14 protein-coding genes are annotated in these 16127 nt (G+C 69.0%); 8 read left to right on the top strand and 6 right to left on the bottom strand.

Going from position 1 to position 16127, the window contains the following annotated elements; genetic code table 11:
* Position 1: 1 nt before the first annotated feature.
* On the bottom strand, positions 2-2170 hold the full coding sequence (scpA, locus tag ACWGIC_RS37395; protein ID WP_354739441.1) for a methylmalonyl-CoA mutase: 2169 nt from the start codon (positions 2168-2170) through the stop codon (positions 2-4).
* Complete coding sequence (locus ACWGIC_RS37390; protein ID WP_452080664.1) at positions 2167-4032, bottom strand: methylmalonyl-CoA mutase family protein; 1866 nt, start codon at positions 4030-4032, stop codon at positions 2167-2169. The genes scpA and ACWGIC_RS37390 overlap by 4 nt, the downstream gene beginning before the upstream one ends.
* Positions 4033-4300: 268 nt before the next feature.
* Here ACWGIC_RS37390 and ACWGIC_RS37385 point away from each other — a divergent pair, with 268 nt between their 5' ends.
* Positions 4301-6007, top strand: a complete 1707-nt coding sequence (locus tag ACWGIC_RS37385) for a serine/threonine-protein kinase (RefSeq protein ID WP_452080678.1) — start codon at positions 4301-4303, stop codon at positions 6005-6007.
* Positions 6008-6483: 476 nt separating this feature from the next.
* Here the strand turns inward: ACWGIC_RS37385 and ACWGIC_RS37380 are convergent, their stop codons facing one another.
* Positions 6484-7107, bottom strand: coding sequence for a MerR family transcriptional regulator (locus ACWGIC_RS37380; protein WP_452080677.1), 624 nt, complete (start codon positions 7105-7107; stop codon positions 6484-6486).
* A 107-nt stretch (positions 7108-7214) separates the two neighbouring features.
* On the opposite strand from ACWGIC_RS37380, the gene ACWGIC_RS37375 reads away from it, so the two are divergent.
* From ACWGIC_RS37375 to ACWGIC_RS37365, 3 genes are read left to right on the top strand one after another with little or no spacing between them, the layout of a single operon-like run.
* Positions 7215-8192: a hypothetical protein gene (locus tag ACWGIC_RS37375; protein ID WP_452080663.1), complete on the top strand. Its 978-nt coding sequence runs from the start codon at positions 7215-7217 to the stop codon at positions 8190-8192.
* A gap of 56 nt (positions 8193-8248) precedes the next feature.
* On the top strand, positions 8249-8617 hold the full coding sequence (locus ACWGIC_RS37370; protein ID WP_452080676.1) for an ABA4-like family protein: 369 nt from the start codon (positions 8249-8251) through the stop codon (positions 8615-8617).
* On the top strand, positions 8614-9399 hold the full coding sequence (locus ACWGIC_RS37365; protein WP_452080662.1) for a purine-nucleoside phosphorylase: 786 nt from the start codon (positions 8614-8616) through the stop codon (positions 9397-9399). The genes ACWGIC_RS37370 and ACWGIC_RS37365 overlap by 4 nt, the downstream gene beginning before the upstream one ends.
* Before the next feature lie 90 nt (positions 9400-9489).
* Here the strand turns inward: ACWGIC_RS37365 and ACWGIC_RS37360 are convergent, their stop codons facing one another.
* The gene (locus ACWGIC_RS37360; protein ID WP_452080661.1) at positions 9490-10641 is read right to left on the bottom strand and encodes a glycosyltransferase; all 1152 of its coding nucleotides are present in this window, start codon (positions 10639-10641) and stop codon (positions 9490-9492) included.
* A gap of 57 nt (positions 10642-10698) precedes the next feature.
* Here ACWGIC_RS37360 and ACWGIC_RS37355 point away from each other — a divergent pair, with 57 nt between their 5' ends.
* Together ACWGIC_RS37355 and ACWGIC_RS37350 are read left to right on the top strand one after the other, a co-directional pair.
* A complete protein-coding gene (locus ACWGIC_RS37355) occupies positions 10699-12327 on the top strand; it encodes a phospho-sugar mutase (protein ID WP_452080660.1) in 1629 nt (542 codons plus the stop codon).
* 10 nt (positions 12328-12337) lie between these two features.
* Entirely contained in the window at positions 12338-12787 is a 450-nt protein-coding gene (locus ACWGIC_RS37350; RefSeq protein ID WP_009072659.1) for a flavodoxin family protein, read from the top strand.
* A gap of 456 nt (positions 12788-13243) precedes the next feature.
* Here ACWGIC_RS37350 and hisS read toward each other — a convergent pair whose 3' ends face one another.
* Positions 13244-14539 (bottom strand): histidine--tRNA ligase, encoded by a 1296-nt coding sequence (hisS, locus tag ACWGIC_RS37345; protein WP_452080659.1) that lies wholly within the window; start codon positions 14537-14539, stop codon positions 13244-13246.
* Positions 14540-14575: 36 nt separating this feature from the next.
* Positions 14576-14959, bottom strand: a complete 384-nt coding sequence (locus ACWGIC_RS37340) for a hypothetical protein (protein WP_452080658.1) — start codon at positions 14957-14959, stop codon at positions 14576-14578.
* A 149-nt stretch (positions 14960-15108) separates the two neighbouring features.
* On the opposite strand from ACWGIC_RS37340, the gene ACWGIC_RS37335 reads away from it, so the two are divergent.
* Together ACWGIC_RS37335 and ACWGIC_RS37330 are read left to right on the top strand one after the other, a co-directional pair.
* On the top strand, positions 15109-15564 hold the full coding sequence (locus ACWGIC_RS37335) for a hypothetical protein (protein WP_452080657.1): 456 nt from the start codon (positions 15109-15111) through the stop codon (positions 15562-15564).
* Positions 15565-15604: 40 nt separating this feature from the next.
* Positions 15605-15967, top strand: coding sequence for a hypothetical protein (locus ACWGIC_RS37330; protein WP_452080656.1), 363 nt, complete (start codon positions 15605-15607; stop codon positions 15965-15967).
* The last annotated feature ends 160 nt before the right edge of the window (positions 15968-16127 follow it).

Here is a 16127-nt window from a genome sequence, read left to right as displayed (position 1 = left end):
TTCAGGACTCCTGGGCGGCCAGCTGCTGGAGCAGGTCGATCGCGGCGTCCGCGAGCACCGTGCCCGGGCCGAAGATCGCCGCCGCTCCCGCCTCGCGCAGCTCGGGGTAGTCCTGCGGCGGGATCACGCCGCCGACCACGACCATGATGTCCTCGCGGCCCAGTTCGGCCAGTTCGTGGCGCAGCGCGGGCACCAGCGACAGGTGCCCGGCGGCCAGCGAGGACACGCCGATGACGTGCACGTCGGCCTCGGACGCCTGGCGCGCGACCTCCGCCGGGGTGGAGAACAGCGGGCCGACGTCGACGTCGAAGCCGAGGTCGGCGAAGCCGGTCGCGATCACCTTCTGGCCGCGGTCGTGGCCGTCCTGGCCCATCTTCGCGACGAGGATGCGCGGACGGCGACCTTCCTCCTCAGCGAATTTGTCGACCAGCTCGCGGGCCTTCTCGACGTTGTCCGACTTCCCCACCTCTTCCCGGTAGACGCCGGAGATCGTGCGGATCTGGCCGGAGTGGCGGCCCCAGTTCTTCTCCAGCGCATCGGAGATCTCGCCGACGGTGGCCTTCGCGCGCGCGGCGTTGATGGCCAGCTCAAGCAGGTTGCCGTTGTTCTGCGCGCCTTCGGTGAGGCGGCGCAGCGCGTCCTCGGTGGCCTGCGGGTCGCGTTCTTCGCGCAGCCGACGCAGCTTCTCCAGCTGCTGCGCGCGTACGCCCGCGTTGTCGACCTTCAGCACGTCGATCTGCTCGTCGTCGGTGACCTGGTACTTGTTCACGCCGATGACCGGCTGTCGTCCCGAGTCGATGCGCGCCTGCGTACGCGCGGCCGCCTCTTCGATGCGCAGCTTCGGGATGCCTTCGTCAATCGCGCGCGCCATGCCGCCCGCGCCCTCGACTTCGGTGATGTGGCCCCACGCTTTGCGCGCGAGGTCGTAGGTGAGCTTCTCGACAAAGGCGCTACCGCCCCACGGGTCGATAACGCGCGTAGTGCCGGATTCCTGTTGCAGCAACAGCTGTGTGTTGCGTGCGATCCGCGCGGAGAAGTCGGTGGGCAGCGCCAGTGCTTCGTCAAGAGCGTTGGTGTGCAACGACTGCGTGTGCCCCTGGGTCGCGGCCATCGCCTCGACGCACGTACGCGTGACGTTGTTGAAGACGTCCTGCGCGGTCAGCGACCAGCCTGACGTCTGAGAGTGCGTACGCAGCGACAGCGACTTCTGCGACTTCGGATCGAACTGCTTCACCAGCTTCGCCCACAGCAGTCGCGCGGCGCGCAGCTTCGCGACCTCCATGAAGAAGTTCATGCCGATCGCCCAGAAGAACGACAGCCGCGGCGCGAACTTGTCGACGTCCAGCCCGGCCTCGACGCCCGCGCGGATGTACTCGACGCCGTCCGCGAGCGTGTACGCCAGCTCCAGGTCGGCGGTCGCTCCGGCCTCCTGCATGTGGTAGCCGGAGATCGAGATGGAGTTGTACTTCGGCATGTGCTGCGAGGTGTAGCCGAAGATGTCGGAGATGATCCGCATCGACGGCTGCGGCGGGTAGATGTAGGTGTTGCGGACCATGAACTCCTTGAGGATGTCGTTCTGGATGGTCCCCGCGAGCTGCTCCGGCTTCACCCCCTGCTCCTCGGCCGCGACCACGTAGAGCGCGAGCACCGGCAGCACCGCGCCGTTCATCGTCATCGAGACGGACATCTTGTCCAGCGGGATGCCGTCGAACAGCTGGCGCATGTCGTAGATCGAGTCGATCGCCACGCCCGCCATGCCGACGTCGCCGGACACGCGCGGGTGGTCGGAGTCGTAACCGCGGTGCGTGGCGAGGTCGAACGCGACCGACAGGCCCTTCTGCCCGGCCGCGAGGTTGCGGCGGTAGAAGGCGTTCGACTCCTGCGCGGTGGAGAACCCGGCGTACTGGCGGATCGTCCAGGGCTGGTTGACGTACATCGTCGGGTACGGCCCGCGCAGGTACGGCGCGATGCCGGGGTACGTGCCCAGGAAGTCCACATCGGACAGATCGGCGGCGGTGTAGACCGGTTTGACACCGATGCCCTCGGGGGTTTCCCAGGCCAGCGCGTCCGGGCCCTTGCCGGTGGCTTCCTGCACGGCCTGTGCCCACGCGGCGCGGTCGCCGGGCTCGGGCGTGCCGAGGGGGATGTCGGCGAAGTTGGGGATGCTCATGCGGAGACTCCCAGCTGTGCGTGGAGGCTGGTCAGGATTTCGAGCGCGTCGCACCCGGCGTACAGATTGCCGCTGATTCCGTCGTAAGCTCCCTTGCCTGCCAACAGAACACTGTCAGCGCCGAGCGACGCCGCGACGGATGCGGCCTGCTCCTCGTAGGCCGCGTCAGTACCGCAGACGCAGGCGACCTTCGCGCCGCTCTCGCGGAACGCACCGGGCAAATCATCCGTGGCGCCGGGGTTGACCGCCTCGATCCCGCCCGCCTGCAACAGGTTCGTCGCGAACGAAGCGCGGGCGGTGTGCGCGGCGACTGGACCCAGCGTGGCAAGGAAAACCTTCGGCCGCTCGCCGTGCTCAGCGAGGTAGGCGTCGGACGCGTCGCGCAGCTTTTCGTACTCCTCGGCGTACCGGTGCCGCGGCAGACCGCCGTCCACAGTGGACGGAAGCGGATCACGGGTGACCGGCTTTTCGTCCAGGTTCGGGAATTCGCTGACGCCGGTGAGCGGATCGCGCCGGGTGGCGAGGCGGCTCGCGCGCTTCTCCCAGGTCTGCGCCAGTCGTCCGGCCAGCGCGCCGGAAGCCAGCTCGGCCTCGATGCCGCCCGCCGCTTCGATCGCGGTGAACTCGCGCCACGCGGCTTCGGCGAGTTCGTCGGTGAGCTTCTCGACGTACCAGGAGCCGCCCGCCGGGTCGATGACGCTGCCCAGCTTCGACTCTTCGATCAGGACCGCGTTGGTGTTGCGGGCGATCCGTGAGGAAAACGCGTCCGGCAGGCCGATCGCCGCGTCGAACGGCAGCACCGTGACCGCGTCCGCGCCGCCGACCCCGGCCGCGAAACAGGCGACGGTGGTGCGCAGCATGTTCACCCACGGGTCGCGCTGGGTGAACATCGACGGCGACGTGACCGCGTGCTGGTGCATGCCGCGCGCTTCCGCGGCCGCACCGGAGACTTCGAGGACCCGGTCCCACAGCCGGCGCGCGGCGCGGAACTTGGCGATGGTGAGGAACTGGTCGGCAGTCGCCGCGAGCCGGAACTCGAGCTGTGCGGCCGCCGCGGCGATGTCCAGGCCCGCCTCGGTGAGCGCACGCAGATAAGCGACGCCGGACGCGATGGTCGCGCCGAGTTCCTGCGCGTCCGAGCCGCCTGCCTCGTGAAACGGCAGTCCGTCGGCGACAATCGTGCGAACCTTGGGGTACTTAGAGGCAATCTTCGCGGCCAGTTCGGCAGCCGGGCCGAGCGGGAGTGCCTGCCCGGTGCGCGCCGTGGTGCCGAGCGGGTCCGCACCGAGCGTCCCGAGGGCTTCACTGGCCGGAACCTCGCGCTCGGCGAAGAGGTCGAGCAGCGCCTGAGCAGCGGTTTCGTACTCCGCACCGGCGTCGAGAATCACCGGCGCGAGGCCGACGTACACCTCGTTCAGCGCGTCCGCGAGCGCGGAGATCGGGAGCGCGCCCTCGCCGAGCCGCAGCCACACCGAAGACGCGCCGCCTTCGAGGTCAGCGAGGATCGCCGCGTTTGCCGCACGGGCGTCTTCGCGTTGGTGACGGACCCGGATGTCCCATCCGGTGTCGACGACGCCCTCCGGCCGGGCACCGCGCACGAACGGCGGCAGCCCGGGGAAACCGAGGTGCCCGTTCGCGTCGTCGGCGGTGTATAGGGGCTGGATCTCGATGCCGTCGTAGGTGCGCGAGACGAGCTTGCTCTCCGGCGCACCCGCGAAATCCTCCGGGAGCCTGCCGCTTTTGCGCAGCACTCCCGCCACCAGCTCCTGCCACTGGGCGCGGTCCGCGGTCGGGAACTCCGCCGCGAGCGCGAGCCCGGGCTCGGAAGTCGGCGCCGACTCCGGACCAGCCACGTTCGTCATACCCAGTGATGGTAGAGGCAGGCCACCACCCGCACCTGTGACTCTGCTCGCCCCCCGTACGGGTGAACTCAGGGGTAGCGGTGCTGAGTCGAAGAGCGGCGGCGGCGTGGGCCACAATCATGGGGTGCCCTCGGAGAACAGCGACCTGGACCAGCCCGGCAACACCGACAGCACCGGCTCCGCGAACGCCGAGCCGTCGACCGGCGGCGACCAGCCGCGGGTAGTCGCCGGGCGCTACCGGCTGCGGTCGGTTCTGGGGTCGGGGTCGATGGGCACGGTCTGGTCGGCCTACGACGAGTTCCTGCACCGCCCGGTCGCGGTCAAGGAGATGAAGGTTCCGCCGGGCATCCCGGCGGAACAGGCGGACGAACTGCGCGAGCGCACGCTGCGCGAGGCACGGGCGATCGCGGTGCTGTCGCATCCGAACGTCATCACCCTGCACGACGTCGCGCGCGAGAACGACGCCCCGTTCGTCGTGATGGAGCTGTTGCCGTCACGCAGCCTCGCGCACCTGTTGCGCGACCACGGCCCGCTGACCGTCGAACAAGCCGCAGCCGTCGGCATCGCGGTGGCCGCCGCGCTCGAAGCAGCCCACGACGCGGGCATCACGCACCGCGACGTGAAGCCCGGAAACGTCCTGGTCGCCAGCGACGGCCGGATCAAGCTGACGGACTTCGGCATCGCGCGCAACGTCTCCGAAGCCACCATGACGCGAACCGGAATCATGCTCGGTTCGCCCGCCTACATCTCGCCTGAGGTCGCTTCCGGCGGCGCAGTCACGCCCAACGCCGACCTGTGGGGCCTCGGCGCGACGCTGTTCGCCGCCGTCGAAGGCGCGCCCCCGTACGACGCGGACGGCGACCCGCTGGAAACCGTCGGCAAGGTCGTCAACGGCAAGGTCCCGCGCCCGAAGCCGGGCCCGCTGGCCGACGTCATCACTGCTCTGATGAAGAAGGAGCCGGAGAAGCGGATCTCACTGCGCGAGGTGCGCCACCGGCTGTACCCCATGCAGAACAAGGCCGCCCTGGACCTGTTCGGCCCGGAGCTGTTCCGCACCCCCGACGGCAAGAAAACGGCCGCCCACCTGGACGCCACCGACACCCAGGTGATCAAAACGGTCGCCCCGAAACCGGACTCCCCGGAACAGCCCGCAGCCCTCGCCGCGGACCCCGGCCCCCTGCCGTTCATGCGCGGCTCAACCACCGGCTCCGCGCCCGCTTTCACTCCCACACCCCAGTTGCCTCCGCCACCTCCGCTGCCCGCCCCGCTGCCGCCGCCACCCCCACGCCGCAGCAGCAAAGCGACCGCGATGCTGGCAGTCGCCTCCATGGTCCTGTTCGCCATCGCCTGCGGCGGCGGTTTCGCACTGGCCCGCGTCGTGAGCGGCCAAAACCTGCTGCCCCCGCAAACCCCGGAAACCGGAGTCCTGGCCACCCTGGGCACAGTCGCCGGCTCGTCGGAGCCACTGAAACTGGTCCCGCAGCACGGCAACGCCAGCGGCACCGCGAACGTCTCGCGCGACAGCGAATACACCGTTTCAGTACCCGAGGGCTGGAAACGCTTCATCGCGTCCCGGAAATCAATCTTCGGCACCTCAACGGTAGTCCAATACATCTCCCCGGACGGCCGTCAATCCCTGCGCCTGGAACGAATCCCGAACTTCTACGAAAAGTATTCCGAACACGACGCGGTAGAAGCCCTGCGCCTAGCGTCGTCCCAAGACTCCTTCACCATCGCCCAACCAGAACACCAAACCCCCAACGGCACCGAACTCACCTACCGCGCAGTGGAACGAGCACAAAGCCGCTCCGCCAAACCGGACGCCGTAATCACCCGCGCCACCTTCGCCCTCATCAAACAATCCGGCAACGCCGCCTGGCTCCTGTCCCTGACAGTCCCCTCCGAACAGGAAGACACCGGCTCCGCCACCTTCGACCAAATCGCCCCCACTCTCTCTTTCCCAGCCTCTTCCTAACCCCCCACGCGCACCCAATGTGGCATTGGGTGCATCCCACGCACCCAATGTGGCATTCGGTGCGCCTGACGCACCCAAAGCCACATTGGGGTTTTCTCAGCAGCCGCCGCGCGCAGCTCCCCAGCAGAGGCACGGAGCATCGTCCAGGCTCGTGGGCGGGTGGCGCGGCTGAGAGGTCCGTGAGGACGTTGGAGTCGTGGCCAGCCAGGCACCGCACCCGCCTACTGAGCCCCCTTGGGGCGCAAGCCCCACTCCCTAAACCACCGGCACCGAACCCCACAAGAACCCAGGCAGCCACACCCGGCCCTGCACCCCGATACGAAGCCCCAAATGCGGTTCGAGGGGGCTTGTCAAGGCATCTTTCCCGCCTTGACAAGCCCCCTCGAACCGTCATCACAATGGGCTTCGGGGTGCCCCCAACTCACCGGAGCAATGTCGCCGCCAGGCGACGAGCCCGACAGCAATAACGTCCCCAATCACTCCCCCTCCGGATACCTCCGCGCAGTCTCCGCAGCCTGCGCCAACCTCCGCAACCCCTCAAACAACCGATCCCCCAAAACCGTCCCCACCACCGCAGCCTCAACAATCCGATCCATCGGCACACTCACATCAATCGTGTCCAAATCAGCCTCAGCGATCCGATCAGCCACGTCCGCATACCGCTCCAGCTGATCCAGCAACGCCTGATGCCCTAGCGCACGAATCGTGCACATAGTCCCCACCAGCAATTCCGCCACCGGATCCTCCGCCCCGAACTTCCACCCGTGCTTCCCGGCAAGCGCGGTCAACTCCCCCATCGCCCACTCGCGATCAGCCTCCGGCACATCCGCCGAAAACCGGGTCAACGCCCGCTGCATGACCCCCAGCACGCTGTACGCGGTCCGGTCGGAGTCCACCGCCGCGACCACCTCCCGCACCGTCGCCACCGACAACCCGCCGACCTCGACCAACGCCCGGATCAGCTTCAACCGCCGCACGTGCCCCACGCCGTAGCGAGCCTGATTGGGACTGGTCCGCTCCCCGGCCGGGAGCAGCCCCTCCCGCAGGTAGTACTTGATCGTCGCCACCGGGACCCCGGATTCGGCGCTCAGCTCTGCCATCCGCACGCGGTCGACCCTACTTCCGGGAAAAACCCTGAGGACTTCTCAGCGTGGATAGTTTAACTTCCCATAACGGAGAGCACCACTATCCATACTGGGAGGACCGCATGACCACCACTGTCGACCCGCCCGCGAAGCTGAACACCGCGAGATTGCGCACCTGGCACCGCCCGTCGCTGTGGTTCGCCGCGGCGATGGCGGCCGCGACCGTGCTGACCATCGCGGCGATGCTGATCGACCGCCGGACCCTGATCAACGCGCCGGTGTGGGCGAAACCGTTCAAGTTCGCCGTCTCCGGCGCGCTCTACTACTTCACCTGGAGCTGGCTCGTCTCGCTGCTGCGCGGACGATTGCGCAAGGTCGCGAGCGTCGCCACGACAGTCTCGGTCGTGTTGTTCGCCGCCGAGTACGTGGCGATCGTCTTCCAGACGGTCCGCGGCAGGCCGAGCCACTTCGCGAACACGTCCCCGTTCGACTCCGCGCTGTTCCAGGCCATGGGCGCGATGGTGGCGGGGCTGTGGCTCGCCACGCTCGTGGTCACCGTGCTGCTCATGTTCACCCGGATCGAGGACCGCGCGGTGTACTGGGCGGTGCGCACCAGTGCCGTCGTCGCGCTGATCGGAGCCGGTCTCGGCGCGACCATGACCCGTCCCACGCCGATCGAACGGGCGCAGATCAAAGCCACCGGACATTCCGACCTCATCGGCGCGCACAGCGTCGGCGTCGCGGACGGCGGTCCCGGCCTCCCGCTGCTCGGCTGGAGCACCACCGGCGGCGACCTGCGCATCCCGCACTTCATCGGCCTGCACGCGCTGCAAGCGTTGCCGCTCTTGGCTTTCGGGCTCGCGGTGCTCGCGACGCGGCTTCCCCGGCTGCGCGAGAGCGCGGTGCGCGTGCGGCTGGTGTGGACCGGTTCGGTCGGCTACGCGGGTCTCGTCGGCCTGCTGCTGTGGCAGGCCGAAAACGGTGAACCGCTCATCCACCCGAGCGGTACGACGCTGGCCGCCGCTGGCCTGCTCGTCGGTGTGATCGCGGCGGCTACCGCGGCGTCGGTGCTGGTGCCAGCCCGGAAGGCGGCCCGGTGAGCGATCTGGCCGTCTTCGCCTGGACGTTCCCCGTCGCGGTGCCGTTCTGGGCGCTGATGATCTTCCTGCCCGGCTGGCGCGGCACCCGGCGGATCCTCGCCTCGCCGTGGGTGCCGCTGCTGCCGCTGGTCTGGTACTTCGTGCTGGCGATCCCGCATTTCGGCGAGCTGTGGCACGCGATGCAGCGACCGGACCTCGGTGTCCTGCAAGGATTTCTGAGCACTCCTTACGGCGCGGCGCTGGTGTGGGCGCACCTCATCGCGTTCGACCTGTTCATCGCGCGCTGGATGTTCTTCGAGGCGCGCACGCACCGGATCCCGTGGTGGGTGCTCAGTCCGCTGCTCCTGCTGACGATCTTCCTGTCGCCGTTCGGCCTGGTCGCGTTCCTCGCCGTGCGCAGCGCCCGGATACGCTCGGCGGCATGAGCAATCTGGAGGAGGCGGCCGCGGCCGTCATCGCCGAGCGCACCGGCGTCGAGAAACACGACATCGCCGTGGTGCTCGGCTCGGGCTGGCGCCCGGCCGCGGACGTGATCGGAACCGCCGACGCGGAGATCCCGTTCGGCGAGCTGCCGGGCTTCACCCCGCCCGGAGCCGTCGGCCACGGCGGCACGGTGCGGTCCCTGCGGATCGGCGACAAGCGCACGCTGGTCCTGCTCGGCCGTACGCATTTCTACGAGGGCAAGGGCATCGACCCGGTCGTGCAGAACGTTCGCGCGGCCGCTGCGGCGGGCGCACGGACGGTGCTGCTCACCAACGCGGCGGGCGGGTTGCGCGCGGGCATGAACGTCGGGCAGCCGGTGCTGATCTCCGACCACCTCAACCTGACCGCGCGCTCCCCGATCGTCGGCGCGAACTTCGTCGACCTCACCGACCTCTACGCCAAGCGGCTGCGCGACCTGGCCAAGGAGATCGACGGTTCGCTGGAGGAGGGCGTGTACGCGGGCCTGCCCGGACCGCACTTCGAAACGCCCGCCGAGATCCGGATGCTGCGCAACATGGGCGCGGACCTGGTCGGCATGTCGACCGTGCTGGAGGCGATCGCCGCCCGCGCGGCCGGGCTCGAGGTGTTCGGGCTGTCGCTGGTCACGAACCTGGCCGCGGGCATGACCGGCGAACCGCTCAACCACGAGGAAGTCCTCGAAGCCGGGCGGCAGTCGGCGACGCGGATGGGCTCGCTGCTGAAGGAACTCGTCACCCGCGCCTGAGCCCCAATGCCACATTGGGTGCGTCCCACGCACCCAATGTGGCATTCGGTGCGTCACATGCACCCAATGTGGCATTGGGGCGCGAGCGACTCAGGTGTACTGCGGCAGCTGCGCAGCCACTTCCTCCGGCGAAGGCATCGCCGCGACCTCCGCCGCCAGCCCGCGCACGGCGTCCGCCACTGCGCTGTCGGACAGCAACCGACCGGCCGTCTCGCGGACCGCGTCCGTCGTCAGTTCGTCGCCGATGAGCTTCGCGCCCACCCCGGCTTCGACCACCGCGTCAGCGTTGGTGAACTGGTCCGCGCCCTGCGGCAACACCACCTGCGGCACCCCTGCGGCGAACGCGCCCAGCGTGGTCCCGCTTCCGCCGTGATGCACCACCAGGTCGACGTGCGGCAGCAGTTCCGATTGCGGCACCCACGCCTCCAGCTGCACATTCGACGGCACTTCGCCCAGCGTGTCGACATCGACGGCCGGACCGGTGGCCACCAGCACGTCCACGTCGAGCGAGGCCAATCCCTGTAGCGCGGCGGTCAGCAGGTGCGCCTGGCTGGCTCCGGTGGTGCCGAGTGTCAGATACGCCAGCGGGCGGCTGCGGTCCCGGCCTTCGATGCCGGATGGCAGTGCGCCCGGTTCGCTCCAGCCGACCGGGCGCAGCAGCACGCGCTGGGCACCGGCGACGAACTCCGGCGCCTGCACCGACGGCGGGCAGATGTCCACAAAGGGGTGCCCCCAGAAGAGCTTGCTGTCGCCGTCGAGGCCGAGTTCGGTGGCGAACGCGGCGATCTGTTCGGTGATGTGGTCCATCGGGCCACCGGAGGAAACCCGGCCGAATCCGTGCCCGACAGCGGGAATCCCCGCCTGATGCGCGGCGAACGCGCCGCCCGGATTGCCCATTTCGTACACGACCAGGTCCGGTTTCCGCTCGGCGAGCACCGGTGCGAGATCGGTCATGAACCGGGTGGGCATCAGTTTGCCGAACGCCCTGCCGATCGCCTCGTTCAGCTCGTTTTCGGGGACCTCGTGGCGGCTGCGGGCATCTCCGTCGAAGAGGAGGCCGAACGCCTCCTGCAGCGTCAGCCCGGCGGTGACGGTTTCGAGTCCGGCCTTCTCCAGGCTCGGATGGAAGTCGGAAGCCGTCGCGTAGACGACGTCGTGGCCCGTGTCGCGCGCGGCGACGGCGAGCGGCAGCAACGGATAAACGTGGCCGTAAGACGCGAGGGAAGTAAAAAGAATGCGCACCCTGCGAGCGTATCGCCAGTCACCACCCGATTTCCGGATCCGCGTAAGCTGGCCCGGGTGTCCGACAGCCTCGATTCCCGCCTCCGCGATTCCGTCTACCGCTGGATCACCGACGACCCGGATCCGGCCTCGCGCGAGGAGCTGACCGCCGCACTCGCCCGCGCGATGGGCAAGGAGCCCGGCGCGGCCGAGGAGATCGCCGACCGGATGGCCGGGCCGCTGGAGTTCGGCACCGCGGGTCTGCGCGGACCGGTGCGCGCGGGTCCGAACGGGATGAACGTCGCGGTCGTCACGCGGACCACGGCGGGCGTCGCCTCGTGGCTCCTCGCGCACGGGCACGCGGGCGGCGTGGTCGTGATCGGCCGCGACGCGCGGCACGGTTCGGAAGCGTTCGCCACCGCGGCGGCCGAAGTGCTGACTGCCGCCGGATTCGCGGTGAAGGTGCTGCCGCAGCCGTTGCCGACGCCGGTGCTGGCGTTCTCCGTGCTGTACTACGACGCGGTGGCCGGAATCCAGATCACCGCCTCGCACAACCCGCCCGCGGACAACGGGTACAAGCTTTACGACGCCACCGGCGGGCAGATCGTGCCGCCGTCCGACGGTGAAATCGAGCGCGCGATCCAGTCGGCTCCGGCCACCCGGAGCATTCCGCGCACGCCCGGCGCTGAGGTCGTCGACCCGCGCGAGGCGTACCTTTCCGCGGTCGGCGAGCTGCCGCGCGGTACGACACGCGAGCTGCGGATCGCTGCGACGGCGCTGCACGGCGTCGGCGCGGAGACCTTGCGGGCCGCGCTCTTCCGTGCCGGATTCACTGACGTACACCTGGTTTCCGCGCAGTCCGAACCGGACGCCGACTTCCCCACCGTCTCGTTCCCGAACCCCGAGGAACCCGGCGCGACCGATCTCCTGCTGGCGCTGGCGTCCGAAGTGGACGCTGACCTCGCGGTGGCGCTCGACCCGGACGCCGACCGGTGCGCACTCGGCGTCCGCGGCCCCGACGGCTGGCAGATGCTGCGCGGCGATGAGACCGGCGTCCTGCTCGGATCGCACATCCTGTCCACAACGGACAATCCAGATCCGTTGGTAGCCACCACGATCGTGTCCTCGTCGCTGCTCGGCGAAGTCGCGAAGGCGGAGGGCGCGCGCTACGCGGAAACGCTCACCGGCTTCAAGTGGCTGGTCCGCGCGGGCGAGGGCCTGGTGTTCGCGTACGAGGAAGCACTTGGGCTGTGCGTGAACCCGGGCTTTGTCCGCGACAAGGACGGGATCGCCGCCGCGGTCGCGGGCGCGGACCTGGCCGCCACGCTCAAGGCCCAAGGACGCACGCCGCTGGACGTCCTCGACGACATCGCGACCCGGCACGGCGTGCACCTCACCGATCAAGTGTCGTTGCGGGTCACCGATCTCGCCGTGCGCGGACGCCTCATGGCCGCGTTGCGCTCGAACCCGCCGGCCACGCTCGGCGGGGTGCCGGTGACGCTCGAAGACCTCCTGCCCGACGCTGACGTACTGCGGCTGAGCGGCGAGGGCGTACGGGTCGTGGTGCGGCCGTCCGGCACTGAACCGAAACTGAAGGCGTACCTGCAAGTGGTGACTCCGGTGACCGGCGAACTCGCCGACGCGCGACGCGGCGCGACGGAAGTACTCGACGCCGTCCGCGAGGAGATCACCGCGCTGCTGCGCTGACGGGAGAACCATGCCAACGTTGTTGATCGTGCACCACACGCCGTCGCCGTCGATGCAGGCGATGTTCGAGGCCGCGCTCGCCGGCGCGAAGCATCCGGACATCGAAGGCGTCGACGTCGTCCGCCGCCCCGCGCTCGGCGCGACGGTGGCCGACGTGCTGGCCGCCGACGGCTACCTGCTGGGCACGCCGGCGAACCTCGGCAGCATGAGCGGTGCGTTGAAGCACTTCTTCGACACCGTGTACTACCCGTGCCTGGACGCGACGAAAGGCCGTCCGTTCGGGGCGTATGTGCACGGCAACAACGACACGTCCGGAACGGTGCGGCAACTCGACGCGATCACCACCGGACTCGGCTGGACCCGGGTGGCCGAACCCGTGCTCGTGACGGGCGAACCGGACAAGGCCGCACTGGAAGCGGTGACCGAACTCGGCGGAACCCTTGCCGCCACGCTCATGTGAGCAGCTTCAGCTCCGCTGAGCGGGACCGAAAACCTTACCCGGAAAAGTAAAGAGGCCTGTCACCGGAAGCCCTGGGGGTCGACCTCCGGCAACAGGCCAGGTCAAGGGTTCGCAACGAAGGCGATCAACCTCGACTACGCAAGGGTACTACAAAGAACGGATCATGACGACCCTGCAATGACAACCAAGCGTGCTCGATTCAACTCCGAGGGCGCCGACCAGGCCCGCGAAGCCGGAGAAACGTGGATCCGGCACCGGCCATCGTCCCAATCAGTGGGCCACCGGTGCCCCGTCCGGCGCAACGCGCCCGTCTTGAGTGTCCATTGTGGACTATCCGGTTCAGCGGCTGATTCATCGACGCACGACTGCGGTGAGTGACGAAAACGCGGAGGATCCGCCACTCGGCGGATAAACAAGGCGGGCACCGGTCCGGAGACCGGCGCCCGCCCCGGGAAATCAAGCAGGTGAGACCATGGCCCGCACCGTCTCCGGCACGTCGGCCACCGCGACCTGCTGCTGCTCGCGCGTGGCCAGGCTCCGGACGGTCACCCGGCCGGCCGCCCAGTCCTCCTCGCCCACGATCACGACCGCGACCGCGCCCGCTTTGTCCGCCCGGGTGAGCTCCTTGCCCAGTTTGCGCAGTTCCAGCGGGGTCGACGTGCGCAGGCCCGCCTTCCGCAGCACCGTCGCGACGTCGCGGGCCGGGTCCGCCAGCTCCTCGGTGACCGGGATGACCGCGACATCGACCTCGCTGCGCGGCTGCGGCGTGAGGCCGTGCGTGTCGAGGAAGTCCATCAGCGTCACATCGCCCATGCCGAACCCGATGCCGGAGATCTGCTCCTTGGTGAACATCGAGGCGAGGTTGCTGTACCGGCCGCCGCCGAACAGCGCGCGGCGGTTCTGCGGCGAGGTGTCGAAGACCTCGAACACGGTCGACGTGTAGTACGCCAGCCCGCGCACGATCAGCGGCTCGTACCGGACCAGGCTCGCCGCGCTGCTGGAGAGCACCTTGACCAGGTTCGACTCGGCCTTGACCTCGGCGGGCAGCTCGTCGAGCAGCGCCGGACCGGCACCGAGGGTCTCGGTGAGCTTCTCGTACTGCTTGTCCGACAACCCGATCTCGGCCGCGCCCTTCGCGTGGTCCTCCTCCGAGGTCTTCTCCCACCGGTCGACGAGCGCGAACACCTGCGCCAGGTGGTCCGGCGAGATCCCGACGACGTCGGTCAGCGCCGACGACAGCAGGTTCCGGTCGTTCACCCGCACCGCGAACATGTCCGGGGTCGCGCCGACCGCTCCCATCAGGTCGTGGATCAGCTCGAACATCTCGATCTCGCAGTTCGCGCTTTCCGAACCGAAGATGTCGGCGTTGATCTGCCAGTGCTCGCGCACGCGGCCGCGCTGCGGGCGCTCGTAGCGGTGGCAGTTCGGGTGGCTGTACCAGCGCACCGGGAACGACAGCGATTTCGCGTGGCCGGCGATCATCCTGGCCACCGACGGTGTCATTTCCGGGCGCAGCGCGAGCCGTTCGCCGCCGCGCGTGGTCAGCGTGTACAGCTGCTGGTCGGCGATCTCCTGGCCGGACTTCCGCTCGTAGACCTCCGCCTGCTCCAGGACCGGGCCGTCGTAGCGGAGGTAGCCGTAGCGCTCCAGCACGTCGTAGAGATGGCCGAACACCTGCGTACGGACGGACATTTCGGCGGGGAGGAAGTCTCGGGTCCCCTTGACAGGCGCAGTTGACAGGTATTCAGGCACGTCATCCAGCTTAACGACCCGGCGCCAGCGATTTCGTCAGGGGAACGCGATGCCGTAGGCGGTGAGCAGCATGGCCGCGCCGAGCAGCGCCGCGCCGCCGGTGGTGACGCTCATGCCGACGCGAGTGCGCAGCATCGCGAGGAAGAACCCGCCGGACTGCGCGAGGACGCCGAACAGCAGCAGGAAGCAGACGATCCAGCGCGCGGTGTCGCCGAGACCGCCGTGCTCGACCAGCTGCAGCGCGGCGAGCGTGAGGACAAGCAGCACACCGGCGTGCGCGTGTCCGGCGCGGAAGAACCCGCGCTGCTTTTCGGTGAAGTCACCGCGGCGCAGGACGCCGCTCAGCGCGTAGCCGCCGTACATGACGGTGGGCAGCGATACGAGCGCGATGACGGTGAACAACTGGACCGGGCCGTGCATGGTCGCCTCCTTGGGGTTGCGAGAGTGACCATAACACTGTTTTAAAACAGTGTCACGAAACTTCACGCCGTCCCTCTTGCCGGTGGCTGTCACCCCACGGTCGAGGGATCCGGGAAGCGGGACGAGCGCCGGTGCACTGCGCTGAGTCCATGACTACGACCTCGATGCGGCGGCCCGCCCGATGGGCCGGTCTCGCCTTGTCCCTCGCCCTCGGCGGCGTCTGCCTCGCCGCCCCGTCCGCCCAGGCGGCCGTCCCGCAGGCCAGCGCGCCAGCCGCGCATCAGGCGGGCAAGAAGACGCCGGTGCACATCAAGGCCGGACCGGCCAAGGCCAAGATGCACAAGGGCGAGCAGCTCCGGGTCCACGGACACGTGGCGACCGGCCCGGCTGGCCGCGGCGACGACAGCGGACTGCTGTACCTGCAGATGCAGACCCAGGCTGGGGTGTGGGTGAACCTCACCTCCACCGCGTGCTCGCCGGACCGCGACTTCGACCTCAGCTTCCGGTTGAGCGTGTCCGGAAGCCTGACGCTGCGGGTTTACCACCCCGAATCCGTCCTGCTCGCCGCCGCGGTGTCCGCGGTGTTCACGGTTGTCGTGCTCTAGGAACCGATCCAGTGGATGCCCTCGGCGGAGAACAGGCATCATGTCGGGCGTGAGCCAGCCCGGGGATGCCGCTTCGCCGCAGGACGCCGCGTTGGCTTATGCCGACCAGCTCCGCCAGCAATCGGCGACCTGCCGGTTGCTGGCGGAGAAGCAGCGTGAGAACACCGCCGTGTTCGAGGGGTTCGCCGAGCGCGGCTTTCCCGGTTCCGCCGAGATGGCGGTCCGCTCCGAACGCTCGGCCCGGTTCCTGGTTCTGCTCGCGTCGGTGATCGCGGAACAGGCGATCGCGCACGACGAGCTGATGGCCGCCGGCGGGCCGGAAAACTCGCGCGCCTACGTCGAATACGAGGCGACGACCCGGCGGCTGCGGGCGTTGCTGCCGACCGACACGCTCACCGACTGACCCGCCTCGCTTCCCTCGCCGCGGCGCGCAACACGAGCCAGAGGTCCGTGAAGGGCCCCGGGAGGGGATGGGTTTTCCCCAAAGGGGCCCACGGGAATAAACAACAACACCACCCCCCCACACATAACACAAAAAGCGATGGCCTGGGGTGGGTGAGGAA

It is taken from the genome of Amycolatopsis sp. NPDC054798 (genome assembly GCF_053611505.1).
This window is presented reverse-complemented; position numbering and strand designations above follow the sequence as displayed.